The following is a 17,247-nucleotide window of genomic DNA, read 5'->3' on the forward strand; positions in this document are numbered from 1 at the left end:
TAAGACATTCCCAGAGCCCTTTGCCGATGCTTTTCAAGGTTGAAGTGTTGCCTCTTTCGAGGCGTGCTAGACGAGTTGTCACTTTCAGTGCCGATTTTGTATCGAGCGCATTAAATCAATCAGCAAAACGTCTCGATCCCTCTCCATCAAGATACTCTCTTATCTCAAACATGAGGTATCAAATATGGTGCAATCCTATCGGTCAATATGAAGGCTAATAATTATAGAATGGGTTTGATCATGTCCCAATCGACTATCTATCGTGTCCCATTGCCTGTCTCGCAATTCCATTCTGGAGTGACCTGCTATTCCTGTGAACTCTGACTTCATCCACAACTATTATCGGCAGCTTTTCGGTTTGAAGAGCGTAGATTTACCCTCATTGCGGACGTTAGAGTCCATTGTCGGAACGATCTTCATTTCCTCTGACACTCCGTTCATTGCCTATTTAGAATTGATGGATCATGCCATTCACTGGGCACACTAATCCGAAGTCGCGACTTTCCAGCTTATCAGCATCGTGTCCACGACAAGATATGGGTGGCTATATATAAGAAGTTCTCCACCGCCTTTTGCAATTACTATATTAAAGTTTACACCGATATCTTGAAGGCTTTTTGCTCGGTCAAACCTAGTATTTTTATCCTTATCACCAATGATTCCATAAATCGGAAATGGTAGCGGTTTCATCAAATCCACTGCGTCGAAAATCATGTGTGAGTAACCCGCGACATACCCCTTGTGGCCGTGAGCGGACCCGAATTGAAGTGTTCGAATGAGCGCTTCTTGGTTGACGGGATCGTTGATGATATCGACATCACATTCTAGATCGCCAAACACATGTCGTAGGAATCGAATGGGGCCGACACGCCGATAATATCCGCTGCCCGCGCGCGCGATAAAGTTCAGCAGTCTTGGTTGTCGTCGAACGACATCAGATATGAACCGATGAAGCTTAGGCATGCCTGTATTATGCTCTGTTTTGAGATGTGGCAGCATTGGCGTAATCATAACCATTCCGGCAACGCGGTCAGGGAAATCCCTAGTCAGGGCGAGCGCATACATGCCGCCCAAGGTTTGTCCAATTAGCAACGCCCGACGAATGTTAAGGTGGTCTAAGAGCGCTATAAAGTCTATTGCCGTCTGTGTTGGGTAATCGACATTCTTTGGATACCCATCACTTCTACCGTAAAATGGACGTGCCGGTACAATAATCCGTAAGCCCTTTACTGTCGCATAATCCACAATCTTTGCGGGCCAGATATTGCCAAGAAGCTCGCTGTGAAAAAACAAGCAAGGCTTACCGTTCGGAGCGCCAAAGACGGCATAATCCAAAATACGGCCATCCGGCAGCGTCATTGTATGTTCGTGCTCAAATCTTGGATAGGCGAGAGGTGTTCCGCCATCCACACGATTGGCAAAGCTGCGATAGCTCTCGCGCTCCATCATCTGCATGGTTGTTAGGCCGATTGCCATCCGAATGAATTCGGATTGATTGCGTGTAGCTGTCTTTGCGTAAATGGCCCTAATTTGAGCTCGGACAGTTGTGAGTTTGCTCTCCCGGGCCTTAGCTACATCTTGTACAGATTTCCCTTCCACGATGAGCTTTATGATGTCCGCTTCCGCGTCCGTCAGGCCAAAGGCTTCGGTAATAATGGGCGTCAAATAGTCGGGCCAGATGAAGTCAACTGTCTTCAATAAAACCAGTCGACTGCCATCAGAATTCATCCAGTCGGCAAGAGATATTAATAAAGGGGCATCTTCTTTTTCCCGAATTAAACGCTGCAAACTCGGCATACCTTCAACATGATCCACAGAAGACGCAAACCGTGACTTTACGGCAAAAGAGATCATGTCGATGGTTTCTCTTGGGAAATTTAAATTCTCAAGCGTGTCGCCTTTTTTGACCCCTAAAAGTGCCTGCCCGGCATTATTTACAGCTTCAAATACGCCTGTTTTATCAATCGCCAGAATAACTTGAGGGTCCTGATTGATTTTTTCCAATAATCGCGGGGGAAGAATTGCGGTATTTGACTCCACCATGTCGAAAATCGCCTCAGCGCGCAGCAGATGGCTCTCTAATTTATTGAAATCCGTTTCCAGTGTCGATGTGGACTGACTATCCACTTTTTTGAGATAATCGCTCCAAATATCAGCGAGTTCTCTAAACCGTTCAGGCTCCATCGCCACGGTGTAAAGTCCGTCAACCAAGTCTACATTTTCGAATGCCGTCACGATTTCCCCCGTTTCGGTGACTTGCCCATAAATCATTTCTAAAGCGGCTTCATACTCAAAATTGAGTATGAAGCCGAGAAAATTGGCGTAAAATATAGATTTTATAGATCAAAATGATAACGCGTTGGACATAAGGGAGCCGAACGTGACGCAATCAGACGCTGATAGAATGCGCAGAGACGTGTCGCCAAAACTCTCGATTTGGCAGATTTTGTCCTATGGCAGTCTTATGCTCCCGCTCTCAATGGGGTGGGTCACCCTCATGATGATAGTCCCGACTTACTATGCGCTGGATCTTGGGTTGGGGCTAGGCCTGGTGGGCGTGCTTTTTGCGATTGGCCGGGGCTTTGATATTATCACGGACCCGACGGTTGGGATTTTAACAGATAGAACGCGGACTCGTTTTGGGCGTCGAAAGCCGTGGGTTATTCTGGGCCTGCCTCTGTTTTGTTGCGCGGTTTACTTACTATTGAAACAAACTGACTCAGTGACACCGCTTTACCTGCTCCTCGTAAGTTGTCTTTACTTTTTCAGCTTCACGATCTGCGAAATTCCGCAGGCGGCAATGGGCTTGGAAATGTCGGAAGATCCGCATGAACGGACGGTCTTAGCGTCAAGCAAAACGCTGTTCCTCATCCTTGGAGGTCTGATAGGGGCGGCGGCACCTCTGATTTGGACGGAGAGTACATCGCAGGCCTTGTCCAATGTTGTGACTTTAATTTTTATCGTCAGCATTATCGTGATGCCAATTTATCTCTGGCTTATGCCCAGTGATATCGCGTCAAACAGATTGCCACAGCCCAAGCTGAGAGCGGCCTTGAAAGCGTTGAGGGGGCATCACGAGATACAAAAAATTATCGGGACGTTTTTTATTCTAATTACCGCAAAGTCGTTTGGTGGCGCCTTAAGCCTTTTATACATCACATATGTTTTGGAGATGCCGAAACTTGTAGGACTATTCTGGATCGGGTCCGGCCTCGGTATGCTTGTGGGTATTCCGCTTTGGATAATCCTCTCGCGTCATATCGGGAAGATACGGACTTGGCGGATTGCGACGCTGCTGGGTATTTGTGGTTATGTTGCCCTACTATTTTTGGGGGTGGGTGATAAAGTTCCGATGTTTATTGTCAGTCTGATTTTGGGTGTTTCAGGGGTCGCCGATAGTGTTTTATCCGTTTCACTGCTGGCGGATCAAATTGGACGCGGTCGACGTCAAGGGCAGCCTGAATTTGCAGGACTTGTAACGGCAATAAAAAACGCATCTTCAAAACTTTCTATAACATTCCCGATGCTGATTGCTTTTCCAATATTAGGGTTTATCGGATTGACGGAAGGGACTGCCAGTATAGGGACGAGTCTTCGTCCGGTGGAAACACATGACAGAGTGATATTAGTCGGATTCTACGCAGGTATTCCGCTGCTTTTGAAAATTGCCGCCTATTTCGCGATTGGCACGTTGGCCGCAGGCAAATCGAACAGTCACGAGTCTCTACAACCAAAGTCGTAACTCCCGCCTTCCCACTCATAAAAAATTTCGCCTTATACTCAATTTTGAGTATGCGCGCCATTTTCCACTTGGATAAAGGGGAAGAAATTTGACTGTATGAACAGTCATGGATGGGGCCATTCTAAATATAGACCGCTATGTTTCATGCCCCTACATATTGGAGTGAGATATGTTTAAATTATTGGAAAATATTGATTATTTTAACAATCTGGGTCTGGGATTAGAGGCGTTCTCGCGTATGCAAGACTCTGATTCCATCCTTACAAACACCGTCTCATTTGTGCCCGTTGCGTTTCATATGCCGAGCTTCAATATGACTGTTAACGCCCCTGTGACGCCGACACTCTGGCAGGAGAGTGCTTCTCTGGCGGGGCCGAAGGGAGATATGCTGGCGCTTTCAAATGGCAACATATTGATTGCGAGTGTTGGAAATAGTGTGGGCTATGTGACCGACAGTTTTGGGGGCTTCATCAACGCCACCACAGCTTTACCCGGGGACTCGATCCTGGTTGGCTCTGTTGCGCTTTCGGGTGGAGGATTTGCCATCCTTGGAGCAGATTTTGATACAAATACTCTTAGCATCTTCACTTACAGTCAAACGGCGACGCTCGTTTCGACGCAGTCACTCAGTCTAGGCTCTTTTTCTAACATTGGGCAAGATCTCTCCATGTCTATAAATGATGCGGGAACTATTTTTATTGTCGCAAGACTATTTAACACAGATAATTTTTCGCGTGACCAGCCCATTTATGGATGGACCGTAGATGATATGGGCACGACAACGGGGCCTTTTTTGGTTACAGAGGATAGCAGTCTTCTTACGGGTTCCAATAATGAAAATCCGTTCAACGAAGGTATTGTCTCCTTGGATAGTGGTCGATTCGCGACCGTCATTTTTGACAATGATACATTTGGACTAAATTTACGTAGAACAATAGATGTAGAAGTTACAAATCCTGATGGGTCAAGCCATCTAAGTATCAACTTAACATCTGCCAGTGATGGTTCGATCAGAGCAGTTCATGACGTCGCACATATGGGCGGGGGAAGCCTTGCGGTTCTCTATTCAGAATCATCGAATTCAGGTGGCGATGGTCTAATGCATATTGCTTTTGTTAATGCGGATACGGGCGTTTTAGGGTCAAACCTCATTGTTCCGATGGGCACGGCAACCAGTGGGGACGTACAACAATTGACCGCCTTGGAAAATTCTGCGGGTTCGCCTACGGGCGAATATCTTGTCAGTATTTTAGATCGGGCAACGAATACACTTCATATTCAACGCTATGATACGGGTGTAACGCCGGTCGGGTCTGAAATTCTCATTCAAAATTTGACAAACTCCTTTCTAAGGAGTGAGTTCGTGTATTACATTGAACCCATCTCTGTCTCACGCTTTGCCCTGATTTACACGGATGCCTCCGGTGATGAGCAATATGAGGTTTATTCCTATGCGTCTGAAGGGACTGTCGACGAGGCCGGAAACTATATCGGGACTGCGGGTGACGATACACTGACGAATACTAACGTGGCAACAACGGGCAACTTCTATCTATCGACCGGCAATGATACAGTCACGCAAACGACGGCTATCAATCTGATAGATTTGGGTGCGGGAGACGATGCCTTAATCTTTAATACGGCTCCAACGAACCTCTCGGGTAGGGTTGATGGCGGCTCAGGTATTGACAGCTTTAGTTATATGTCAACACTGCCGAACATATCCGTCACACTTGATATGAGAAGTGACGGCATTCTGCGGATACAGGACCTGGGCATAGAAACGGGTGGTGCCGCAACACTGATCGATTTTGAAAATATCACATCCGGCGACGGTGATGATGATATACGCGGCAGTGAAGACGCAAACATATTCACGGGCAATGGCGGCGACGACTTCCTCGTTGGATATGGCGGTGACGATGTTCTGTCAGGTGGTAGCGGAATAGATACGCTTGTTGGTGGTCTCGGCTCTGACCTGCTTTTAGGCGGAGCCAATGACGATATCATAGTGGGAGGCTCCCAGAATGATAATCTGCAAGGTTTCACCGGAAATGATACATTTTATCAATGGGATCACGGTGGCACAGCATCGGGTTTTACGGACACAATTGATGGCGGCGACGGTATTGATACGTTGAGAATGCAACTGTTTGGCATTCGTGTTGGCGATGTCGACCAAGGCGATTATGACTTCAATTTCGCGGCGGGCATCATCACCGGGAATGGCGAGACGATAAATATCAGCAATGTCGAAATCCTCTATGCGGGGGATGGAGATTCCACATATACCGGCACGGGCGCGGTTAACACGGTTTACGGTCAAGGCGGTGATGATGTCATTTTCGGCTTTGGCGGCGATGATATTCTGGACGGCGGTGATGGTGATGATGTCATCTCCGGCGGAACCGGCGCTGACCAGATTGACGGCGGGGACGGCAATGATACAGGCGATTACACCTACACAAATGGCAACCTGACTGTAAATTTAGACACAGGGCAGGCCTTTGGGACGAGCGCCGGTTTCGGCGGCGAAACATTAACCAGTATCGAAAACCTTATTTTGGGTGGTGGTGACGATAACATCACTGGCAATGATGACAATAACCGCATTGATGGCGGCAATGGCGATGATGTAATTTTTGCAGGTGACGGAGATGATGTTCTAATCGGCGGCGGCGGTGATGATGTTTTGGATGGGGGCAATGGTAATGACACGGCGGATTACAGCTATACCTCTGCCAATCTCACAATTGATCTGGCGAATGGAGAGGCTTTTCCGTCAAGCATTGGTAACTCTGTAGGGGACTCCCTGTTTTCAATCGAAAATGCCAATGGCGGCGGGGGTGACGACCTCATCCTTGATCGGTCCGATAACAACATCGTTTTTGGCGATGCTGGCGATGACCGCTTCAATTACATTGGCGGGAATGACAGGTTTGATGGTGGCGACGGCCAAGACACGCTTGATCTCAGTGCAAGCTCAGGTGTTGATATTCGTGTTGACAGTAGCTTTATTTCAGGAGCTGATTATGTCGTAACCAGTCAGGGTGGAGGCTTTCCTCTTGTTCAAGGTTTGGAGGTAGAAACCTTCATTGGGTCATTACTTTCGAATAATACTTTCAGAGTCTCAGGTGTTAATTTTGCTAATTTTACAGGAGGTGATGAAAACGACATTGCCCATCTGAGTGCCACAGGGTCTTTTTTTGATGGCAGAGCCGGTTCAGATCGGCTGAGCTATAACTTATCTGGCCTTGCAGATGGCGTAACGATTGATGCTGTGGAAGGCATAGCCTTTTCTAATATTACAGGCCAGTCCTCTGCCACCGATGATAGCTTTATGAATGTTGAGCGAATCTCAGGTTCATTTGGTAATGACACGATCTACGTGAGTGCAGATTTGACGGAAGCATCTGGCGCTTCCGGTGATGATACATTGATATTTCTAAGCGCCAGTGATGCGGTTGCAGGACAATTTATCAGCGGTGGTTTGGAGGGCACAGATCGACTAGCCATTGATATTGCTGATGGAGACGAGATTGATTTTAGAGACGTGAATCTTGTCTCATTCCAAGAGTTCCAGTTCGCAACATCCGCCCAAGGCGGAGAAGCGGGAGCCGTGTTCACTGCTAACCAATTTGGCGACGTCGGCAAATTGGCGAATGATCTCCACATCATCGGGTCCAGTCCGCAAAACCCGAACGCAAATGATCTTTTCACAATCTTCTTAGGGGTTGTCGATAATTTCAGTCTTTCGCAGTTCACTTTCACCGATTGGAATAACGCGAATAATGAAATCAACGTCATAGGCAATGGAGATAATGAAACGATTGTAGGCTCAACGCAGAATGACAGTATTCGCGGTAATGGCGGAAATGATGAAATTCTCGGGAGTTCGGGCGTTGATACGCTAAGCGGTGGAAGCGGCGATGACATATTCAGATATTTTAATGAGGATGACGCCGCCACGGGCGAAATTGTCAATGGCGGTGCGGATGTTGACATGCTTTCAGTCAATATTGCCGAGGGCTCCGAAATTGACTTGAGAGGTCTGATTATTGAGTCGATCGAAATTTTGGAGTTTGGCGCGAATGCGGTGAGTTCCAATGGGACAGAAAATATAATTATTATTGACGCCGCTCAAATTGGCGGAACAGGCTTCTCAGAAACTCTTGAAATTAAAGGTAGTCAATATGGAGCGAGCGCAGTTGATATTCTGGATATTACACTAGGCAATGCCGGTTTCTTGGACCTTTCCGGATTTGGTTTCACGAACTGGGGGGCGCAAAATCAAGAAATTAATGTTGCAGGAAGTGCTGGCGACGAAACAATTATAGGGTCCTCCCAAGACGATATTATATCAGGTGGGGATGGCGACGATCTGATTGTTGGCGGCGCAGGTGATGATATTTTGCGCGGTGGTGACGGATCTGATACGCTTTCTTTTGAAACTTACGACAATGGAAACGGCAAAGGTGTGACGGTCGGATTGAATTCGACTTTCACAAATAATGCGGCTTCTGGTCGGGATGAAATTTCTGGCTTTGAGAACATTATTGGATCAGCTTTCGATGACAGACTTTTCGGCAACAGACAAAATAATACGATTGATGGAGGTGGCGGGAATGACCTTATCGCCATTGGTGGCGGTACGAACACGATCATAGGCGGCGAAGGGTCTGACCGTCTGGATGTGGATGCAACCGTCGATCATATCGAAGGTGATCTCGCCACGGGGACAATCACACTCTTTGATGATTATGATAATATTATCGGGACCGCGTCTTTGGATAGCGTTGAAAACCTCCGGGGCGGCGCCGGAGATGACGTTTTGATCGCTGGCGGAGAAACGAACCGCCTCTTCGGTATGGGCGGAAATGATATAATCACGGGCAGTGACGGCGGAGATTTTCTAGCCGGCGGAAGTGGTGATGACATAATATCCGGCGGTTTGGCGCGGGACTTTATCTTTGGCGGCCTTGGCGATGATCAGATTTTTGGTGGCGAGGGCAGTGATGTCTTGCGCGGAAATGAAGGCGAAGACACAATTGATGGCGGCGGCGGAAATGACTCCATCGTCAGTGGTGATGAAAATGATACTGTCGATGGCGGGGCAGGAAACGATTTAATCTTAGCCGGACAGGGCGATGATATTCTTTTCGGCGGCGGGGACGTCGATGATATTCGTGGCGGCCGTGGTCATGATGAAATCAATGGTGGCGCCGGAAATGATCGACTGCAAGGCAATGAAGGTAATGATATCTTCATTTTCGAAGCGGGAACGGGCAGAGATCGAATTGTTGATTTCAACAAGAATGGCGATGATGCGATTGATCTAACAGATTTCGGTTTTGTCGAATTTTCTGATGTCGCGGATGCTATTCGAAGTTCCGGCAATCATGTCATTATTGACCTGAAGAACGGCGATGAGATCGTGCTTCTCAATACAGACATTGCAGATATTGATGATGGTGATTTCATTCTTTGAGGACAAACTTTGTAGCCACAACTCAAGTCATTAGCTGAAGTTACTTTCGTCTGCTGCGGGCTGTCTTTTATTTCGTGTCATGATTTATAAAATGCTGGAGATTTAATTGGGCTTTGTCGCGTTAACTCCAGTTCTCGTACATTGCTCTAAGAACTGTTGATGAAAACGTGTATGTAGTCTCATCATCGGTTTCATCCAGATGTCATTAAAGGTGTCGTCTGGATGTATTATTGCTTCAATCTCAGCTTTTGTGATTTCGAAGAATCACTGATCGAAAATGGTGTTAATGTGTTTTTTGAAACGATAAACACTTTGGTCGAAAAATTTGGGTCAACCTATGCAAAGTGGATGAGTTCAGGCCCGAACACTCTCGCCTGTCTAACAATAACTACGGTGACAAAATCTTTCGTACACTCAATTTGCTCACTATATTGAGTAATAAAGACCTCACGCCACCACTAAGTTTCTCCAACATTGAGTTTATCTTGTGACACTGGATGAGCTCAATTGCGATATATTCTCGGTGAGGTTTCTTTCCTTTAAGTTTAATTGGCTGCCATACTACCTCTTCATGGTGGGCCCGCGTTTCACACCACTCCATGAGTAATTCTTTGTAGTCGTTTTACTTATCTCTCTCTTCCGATGAAAACGGTCCGCGTGCTTTGATCGTACCGCAGCTCATGTTTAATAAAACTTCATCAGGATGTTGGTTCAACCGTCCAGATACAAATATAGCTTAGGTCCGCTTTGCCCCAAAGCAGAAAAAGAGGCGTCATGTTTTAGCGTTGTTAGATTCTCGGGTATTGCCATTTTCCGAGGGCTGACGTGTCAAGACCATATGGAAGATTTAGTCAGTTTGACAGTATTAGTATTTGTTTGAAACTAGCCGCCTGATTGCCCTCTCCAGACAAGCTAGAGAGGTATCCATATCAACGTCAGCGTTGTCATACCTTTTATGGACTGATAGGCAATCCAGACCCAGAAAAGCTCTTTCTTGTGATCCTTAACATAGCTGATGGCTTTTTTTGGGCTCAGTCGTCTCATTGATACCCGCGCACTCATCTTATGTTCTCAAAACGAGCTTGATGAGGGTGCCGACGATGGTGATGGTGACGAAGCCCAATCCCCATAGTCCGACAAACCAAAGCAGCTCCTTTGGCCCTGTTTTCTCTATGTGCGTGTCTTTTTCTTGGAGAAATTTAAATTTGGGCATTAGTGGTACCCCGCTTCTGGATCAACTTTGCCTCTGAACACCCAATAGGAATAAGCTGTGTATGCCAAGATCATGGGCAATAGTATGAGCGCGCCGACCAACATGAACATCAGGCTTTTGTCGGGCGCCGCTGCCTCGGCAATCGTGATCGCGCGCGGGACGATATAAGGCGTGATGCCGATGCCAAGACCGATGAAGCAGAGAAGGAATATGCCAATTGTTGTAAAAAAAGGCAAATTATCCCGGCGTTTCAACAATCCGAATGCCAAGACTCCCGCGAGAATAAAGACGAGTGTTGGAACTGGCAGAACGAAAAGAAGCCGCGGGAATGTGAACCACCGCTCCGCGATTTCAGGGGACAAGAAAGGCGTCCAAAGGCTGACGATTCCCATAAAAGCCAATGTCGCGACCGCCGTGATTTTGGAGATGCGGTAGGCCTTCTCGCGCAGGATACCTTCCGTCTTCATCACAAGCCAAGTTGATCCTAGCAGAGCATATCCAGCTGTCAGAGCCACGCCGCACATCATGGAGAAAGGGGTCAACCAATCCCACCAACCGCCGCCATAGGCCCGGCCTTCAACCTCAATGCCTTGCACAAATGCGCCGAGGACAATGCCTTGTGAAAAAGTGGCAAGAAGCGATCCGAAAAAGAATGACTTATCCCATGTCTTCTCGTGCGCCTTATCTCTCCAGCGATATTCAAAAGCGACGCCCCGAAAGACGAGCGCCAAAATCATAACGATGAAAGGGGCGTAAAGCGCAGGGAGTACAACCGCATAAGCTAAAGGGAATGCCGCCAGCAAGCCGCCGCCGCCGAGGACTAGCCAAGTCTCATTACCATCCCAAACGGGGGCGACAGAGTTCATAGCGACATCGCGGCATTTATCCGTTTCCAAGAATGGGAAAACGAGACCAATGCCAAGGTCGAACCCGTCAAGAATTACATAGATGAAGATGGCAACGGCCAGAAGACCGGCCCAAATTGTTGGTAGATCAAACATTATGGCCTCCTATTCGGCGTGGTTCATGGCATCGGGATCAAGAGAGGCGGCGGGCGTTGTGCCCGCAGTCCTTGTGACTGTGCCTGGTAATTTGCCAAGCTCGCCCGGTGTCTTGTTCATCATTTTCAGAATGTAATAAGTTCCCGCGCCAAAGAGCGCGAAATAGACCACAACGAAGGCGAGAAGCGATGCTGCGACGGCGGGCGCCTCAACAGGCGCAATCGATTCTGTCGTCCGAAGCATGCCGTATACGGTGAAGGGTTGGCGTCCGACCTCCGTTGTGATCCAACCCGCGAGGACGGCGACAAATCCACTCGGCCCCATCACAAGCGCAAACTTGTGAAATAGGCTGGCCTCATAAAGGCGCTTTCGCCATCTCAGGAATAGGCTTGTCACGCCAACAAGTAGCATAAGCATCCCAATGCCAACCATGATGCGGAAGCTCCAGAAGACGATTGCGACGGGCGGCTGATCTTCGCGCGGAATTGTATCCAGCCCGGCAAGCGGTGCGTTTAAATCATGTTTGAGGATGAGCGACGAGGCTTTGGGAATGCCAATCGCATATTTCAGTTCTTGGTTTTCCTGATCCGGAATGCCGAACAGATAAAGCGGTGCACCGTGATCATGGCTCTCAAAATGACCTTCCATAGCCATCACTTTAGCGGGCTGATGCTCCAGCGTATTGATGCCGTGAAAGTCGCCCGCGATGATCTGAATGGGAGCGACAATCGCGGCCATCCACATTGCCATCGAGAACATTTTACGGGCCTCTTCATTGGTTCTATCCTTTAGCAAGTGCCACGCACCAACTGCGCCGACAACGAAAGCTGTCGTCAGATAGGCGGCTAAAACCATATGGACGAGACGGTAAGGGAAGCTCGGATTGAAAATAATCTCCATCCAGCTCTCAGGGATGAATTGCCCAGCCTCATTGATAGAGAAGCCTGCGGGTGTTTGCATCCAGCTATTCACGGAGAGGATCCAAGTCGCGGACAACAGTGTCCCAAAGGCCACCATTATGGTCGCAATAAAATGCAGCCGCTTGGACACCCGGCCCATGCCAAACAACATGATGCCAAGGAAACCCGCTTCGAGGAAGAAGGCCGTCAAAACCTCATAGGCCATGAGCGGTCCAATGACTGGCCCTGCCTTATCCGAAAAGACGCTCCAATTCGTACCAAATTGATAGGCCATGACGATGCCGGAAACGACGCCCATGCCAAACGCCACGGCAAAAATTTTACGCCAATATTTGAAGAGGCGAAGGTAGGTATCACTTCCCGTTTTCAGCCAAAGACCTTCAAGCACCATCAGGTAGCTCGCAAGGCCGATCGAAAAGGCTGGGAAAATAATATGAAAAGAGACGGTAAAGGCAAATTGCGCTCTTGCGAGGTTCACTGCCAGTTCGCTGACGATAGGTTCCATTAGAGGTAATATTCCACTTCTGTATCAAATGCATTTCCGCATATCTTTTTGATAGCGCTATGCTGACTTAAAAACACCTCCCCGCTGAGATCATGCGTCAAGTGGGATTTTTCCAACTTGTCTATGACCGGACCTTTCACCTCCGAGAGATGAAAGGTGATTTTTGCGGACTTCAGCCGCTCGTTTATAGATTCGAGACTCTCCAGTGCGGACAGGTCAATATCGTTGACGGCAGAGCACATGAGAATGACATGTTCGACCGTGTCAGAAGCGAGTGCTCGTTCGTAAATAGCGTCTTCAAGATAGCGCGCATTTGCAAAATAGAGGGACTCATCTACCCGCATTGTAACAACGCGGGGGCTTGTAATGACATCGTACCGATCAACATTTCTAAAGTGCTCTGTATCGCGAACTTGTCCGACAATCGCGTAATGCGGACGGGATGAACGATAGAGGAACATCGCAATTGAAATCACTACACCTGCCATGACGCCGGCTTCCACGCCTATAGTTAACGTGAGAAGGATTGTCGCCATCATCGCGGCAAAATCACTCTTCGAATAATTCCAAGCCTGTTTTATGTCCGGGAAATTTACAAGCGACAAGACCGCTACTATGATCGTCGCTGCAAGCGTCGCGATTGGTAGATTGTATAATAGAGGCGTCAGAAACAATGTTGCGAGCGCGATGCCGATGGCGGTGAACCCTCCCGCGGCCGGTGTCTCAGCTCCGGCGTCAAAATTGACAGCTGACCGCGCAAAACCGCCCGTAACTGAATAACCGCCAGAAAATGCAGAGGCAATATTGGAAGCGCCAAGTGCGATGAGTTCTTGGTCAGGTTCAATACGCTGGCGTTTCTTTGCGGCTAATGTTTGTGCGACAGAGACGGATTCCACGAAACCGATAATCGCAATAATTAAGGAAGAGCCAAGAAGACTTATCCAAAGCGTCATATCAAATTCCGGAGCGGCAATAGGCGGAAGGCCTTTGGGTATATCTCCAACAATTTTGACGCCTTTGTCTTCAAGGTCCAAAAATAGGACGGCTAAAATTGAGACGGCGACGGCGATGACAGGACCAACACGGGCTCCAATGCCTGCCAGCTTTTCGCTTAATCCCATATTTCTGAGCAAAGGTTTCAGGTTTCCGCGAACCCAAAATAGAAAGACTGTTGAGATGATGCCTATTATTAAAGTCGGCATGTTCGTTTCGGGTATTTTCGAGATGAGGGTTTGGCCGATTTCTAACAAGTTATGCCCGGTAACTTTTACCCCCAGAATATGTTTTAGCTGGCTTACAGCGATTAGTATTCCCGATGCTGTAATGAAACCCGAAATAACAGGGTGGCTTAGAAAGTTTGCGATGAAGCCAAGTTTAAAAAGCCCCATGACAAGAAGCATCGCACCTGAAATAAGCGCTAATAATATTGCAACGGCCAAATATTCGGGAGAGCCTTGCGCCGCTATCTTGCCTGCTGCCGCGGCCGTCATTAATGAGATGACAGCGACAGGGCCTACCGCCAGCGCTTTACTCGTTCCGAAAATGGCGTAGGCGACAAGCGGCAAAATACTGGCATAGAGTCCCACTTGGGGCGGTAATCCAGCCAAAAGAGCATAGGCCAATGATTGCGGAATGAGCATGATCGTTACAATAACGGCAGCGATGCCGTCATTTACGAAAGTCTCACCTTTGTAACGACGACCCCAATCTAGAATTGGGAAGTAACTTGAAAGTTTAATTGACATTATTCATTCCGCTAAGCGCATGTCTGAGGCCGATAGGTGCGCTACTTTAGAGTGATTTCCGGTTTCGCGAGAAATTCTTTACCCTTGAGCATTTGGTTCCAATAGACATTGGGAAGAAGGCTATCTTTCATAAACCAAGCGGCGCGCGTGGCCTTGGTACCATTGAGCACCCAAGTTGGGAGAGAGGGCAATAGCTTGCCGCCATATCCAAATTCAGCCAGCACGACTTTTCCTTTCTCAACCGTTAGCGGGCAAGCCCCGTAGCCATCATAGTTGGCGATTGCATTTGAGCCTTCCAGTTGCGCGAGGATGTTACTGGCCACAATTGGAGCTTGCTTTCGCGCTGCAGCCATTGTCTTGGCGTTAGGCGTAGAACCGGCGTCGCCGAGCCCATAAACATTTGGATACTTATTGTGCTGTAGAGTGTGCTGATCAACGTCCACCCAACCTGCTTCATTGGCGAGTGGGCTGGCTTTGATAAAATCAGGCGCTGATTGAGGCGGGCACACATGTAGCATGTCAAACTTGCGCTCCACTTGGCTTTTATTGCCATCTGCATCTGTTTTTTCAAACCAAGCTGTCTTTTTTGGCCCATCGACTTTGACAAGTTGCTCGCCGAAATTTAGCTCTGCGTTATAGCGTTTCACATATTCCATGAGTGCGGGAACAAAAGCTTTAACGCCAAAGATGGCGCCGCCAGTGTTGCAAAATTTTATATTTATATTGTCCAATGTGCCGGCTCGAAGCCAGTGATCTCCTGAAAGGTACATGGCCTTCTGGGGCGCTCCGGCGCATTTGATGGGCATAACCGGTTGTGTGAAAATGGCCGTTCCCGACTTCAGGCCTTGAACGAGCTTCCATGTATAAGGGGCAAGATCATATCTATAATTAGATGTGACACCATTTTGACCGAGAGTTTCCGTTAATCCCTCAATCTTATCAAAATCGAGTTGAAGGCCTGGCGCGGTCACAAGCATTTCATACCCGATTGTGCGCCCATCAGACAAAGTCACAGTGTTATTGTCAGGATCAAAAGTAGAAACGGCTGCTTTGATCCATTTTGCCGCCTTTGGCATTAAATCTTTCATGGAGCGCCGGGTTTTTTTATGAGAGAAAATGCCCCCGCCAACCATGGTCCAACCCGGTTGGTAAAAATGCTCGTCCTTTGGTTCAATAATGGCAATGTCGAGTGAAGGTTTTCTTTTCAGCAAACTTGCTGCTGTCGCGATGCCTGCTGACCCGCCCCCAATAATAACGATCTGATGTTTTTCTAACATGTTTTCCCCATTCACTATTTTTGTTTTTGGTTGATTTAAATTTAGTGCGGCATGATGTGCTGACAGATCATACCCTGCCGCCTTGCCGCGCGTGATGACGTCATCGGCGCTACGTTTGCCGACTTGTGTTTTGGCCCATAGGTTGCTTGAACGCGTTCCTGTTCTGCAAAAAGCGAGGATCTTCCCGCCGTTTTGCAATAGCGCTTTATCGAAATCGGAGATATTCGCAGCGCTCATATTGCCCGGGAAAACCGGAATATAATGATAGGTCAAACCTAACTCTTTTGAGCGTTTAGCTAATGTTTCAGATCGCGGTTGTCGCGGAGCTTCCCCATCAGGGCGATTATTAATCACGGTCGTAAAACCTGCCGCTTTGATGTCCTTCAGATCCGCAAGCTTTATTTGACCGCGCACAGATAGGTTTTCTGTCAATGATTTCGCTTCCATCCGAAAAGCCCCTAAACTGCGTTCAGCGGAATTTTGAGGTAGCGCTGTCCATTTTCCTCAGGTTCCGGAAATTCTCCCGCCCGCATATTGACTTGGACTGACGGCAGTATCAGGCGCGGCATATTGAGCGATTTATCGCGGGTTGTACGCATTTCGATAAATTCATCACGGCTAACGGATGAATTGAGATGAATGTTCTTGGCCTTCTGTTCAGCGATCGTAGTTTCCCACGCATAGTGATCACGGCCTTTCGCTTTATAGTCGTGACAAAGATACACGCGTGTTTCATCCGGCAACGCATAGATTTTTTGCACAGAGTCGTAGAGCGTTCCTGCATCTCCACCTGGGAAATCACAACGCGCCGATCCATAGTCAGGCATAAAAAGGGTGTCGCCGACAAAAACCGCATCACCGACGTGATAGGCGATGCAAGCCGGTGTGTGCCCCGGCACATAGATAACATCGGCGTCAAGACTTCCAATCTTGAAAGTCTCACCATCCTCGAACAAGTGATGGAATTGACTGCCATCCCGTTTGAAATCATCCCCTTCGTTGAAAAGGCTTCCAAAAACTTTTTGAATGTCAGGGATATGCGCACCAATAGCAATCTTACCGCCAAGCTCACGCTGAAGATATGGCGCAGCAGAGAAATGATCAGCGTGAGCGTGGGTTTCCAATATCCACTCAACATCCAATTCACCCTGCTTGATGAAGGCAATAACTTCGTCTGCAGAGTCTGTTTTTGTGCGTCCCGAGCTTGGGTCAAAATCTAAGACTGAGTCGATAATTCCACATTTTTTAGTCGCAAGGTCGGCTACAATATAAGTGACGGTAAAAGTGGCTTCATCAAAAAATGAGATGACTTCTGGTTTGTTGCTCATGTCTAGGCTCCTTTCTTGGCGGTGGTCG

General features: G+C 47.9%; 9 protein-coding genes. 2 read left to right on the forward strand and 7 right to left on the reverse strand.

The window, feature by feature from the left end:
- Positions 1–483: 483 nt before the first annotated feature.
- On the reverse strand, positions 484–2,235 hold the full coding sequence (locus tag ACP9M6_RS09460; RefSeq protein WP_427450541.1) for an alpha/beta fold hydrolase: 1,752 nt from the start codon (positions 2,233–2,235) through the stop codon (positions 484–486).
- Positions 2,236–2,380: 145 nt separating this feature from the next.
- Between ACP9M6_RS09460 and ACP9M6_RS09465 the strand changes: the two genes are divergently transcribed.
- Together ACP9M6_RS09465 and ACP9M6_RS09470 are read left to right on the forward strand one after the other, a co-directional pair.
- Positions 2,381–3,742, forward strand: a complete 1,362-nt coding sequence (locus ACP9M6_RS09465; protein WP_427450543.1) for an MFS transporter — start codon at positions 2,381–2,383, stop codon at positions 3,740–3,742.
- 169 nt (positions 3,743–3,911) lie between these two features.
- Positions 3,912–9,230: a beta strand repeat-containing protein gene (locus tag ACP9M6_RS09470; RefSeq protein ID WP_427450545.1), complete on the forward strand. Its 5,319-nt coding sequence runs from the start codon at positions 3,912–3,914 to the stop codon at positions 9,228–9,230.
- Positions 9,231–10,293: 1,063 nt separating this feature from the next.
- Here ACP9M6_RS09470 and ACP9M6_RS09475 read toward each other — a convergent pair.
- Genes ACP9M6_RS09475 through ACP9M6_RS09500 form a run of 6 tightly spaced genes read right to left on the reverse strand, consistent with a single transcriptional unit; the run spans position 10,294 to position 17,219 of the window.
- A complete protein-coding gene (locus ACP9M6_RS09475) occupies positions 10,294–10,443 on the reverse strand; it encodes a DUF2474 family protein (RefSeq protein WP_427450546.1) in 150 nt (49 codons plus the stop codon).
- Positions 10,443–11,447, reverse strand: coding sequence for a cytochrome d ubiquinol oxidase subunit II (gene cydB, locus ACP9M6_RS09480; RefSeq protein ID WP_427454777.1), 1,005 nt, complete (start codon positions 11,445–11,447; stop codon positions 10,443–10,445). Before cydB ends, ACP9M6_RS09475 begins: the two co-directional genes overlap by 1 nt.
- 6 nt (positions 11,448–11,453) lie before the next feature.
- Positions 11,454–12,869 (reverse strand): cytochrome ubiquinol oxidase subunit I, encoded by a 1,416-nt coding sequence (locus ACP9M6_RS09485; protein WP_427450548.1) that lies wholly within the window; start codon positions 12,867–12,869, stop codon positions 11,454–11,456.
- Entirely contained in the window at positions 12,869–14,614 is a 1,746-nt protein-coding gene (locus tag ACP9M6_RS09490; protein WP_427450550.1) for a SulP family inorganic anion transporter, read from the reverse strand. The genes ACP9M6_RS09485 and ACP9M6_RS09490 overlap by 1 nt, the downstream gene beginning before the upstream one ends.
- Before the next feature lie 41 nt (positions 14,615–14,655).
- A complete protein-coding gene (locus tag ACP9M6_RS09495; RefSeq protein WP_427450552.1) occupies positions 14,656–16,338 on the reverse strand; it encodes a TIGR01244 family sulfur transferase in 1,683 nt (560 codons plus the stop codon).
- Between the two features lie 11 nt (positions 16,339–16,349).
- Positions 16,350–17,219 (reverse strand): MBL fold metallo-hydrolase, encoded by an 870-nt coding sequence (locus ACP9M6_RS09500; protein WP_427450554.1) that lies wholly within the window; start codon positions 17,217–17,219, stop codon positions 16,350–16,352.
- Between the last annotated feature and the right edge of the window lie 28 nt (positions 17,220–17,247).

The sequence above is a fragment of the Litorimonas sp. WD9-15 genome, from assembly GCF_050271975.1.
In the GTDB taxonomy this organism is placed as follows: domain Bacteria; phylum Pseudomonadota; class Alphaproteobacteria; order Caulobacterales; family Maricaulaceae; genus Litorimonas.

What these genes read in the sequence shown, in the direction of transcription:
- ACP9M6_RS09470 (WP_427450545.1), top strand. Translation starts at nt 3,912, where the DNA reads ATGTTTAAATTATTGGAAAATATTGATTATTTTAACAATCTGGGTCTG.
- ACP9M6_RS09475 (WP_427450546.1), bottom strand. Translation starts at nt 10,443, where the DNA reads ATGCCCAAATTTAAATTTCTCCAAGAAAAAGACACGCACATAGAGAAA.
- ACP9M6_RS09485 (WP_427450548.1), bottom strand. Translation starts at nt 12,869, where the DNA reads ATGGAACCTATCGTCAGCGAACTGGCAGTGAACCTCGCAAGAGCGCAA.
- ACP9M6_RS09490 (WP_427450550.1), bottom strand. Translation starts at nt 14,614, where the DNA reads ATGTCAATTAAACTTTCAAGTTACTTCCCAATTCTAGATTGGGGTCGT.
- ACP9M6_RS09495 (WP_427450552.1), bottom strand. Translation starts at nt 16,338, where the DNA reads ATGGAAGCGAAATCATTGACAGAAAACCTATCTGTGCGCGGTCAAATA.
- ACP9M6_RS09500 (WP_427450554.1), bottom strand. Translation starts at nt 17,219, where the DNA reads ATGAGCAACAAACCAGAAGTCATCTCATTTTTTGATGAAGCCACTTTT.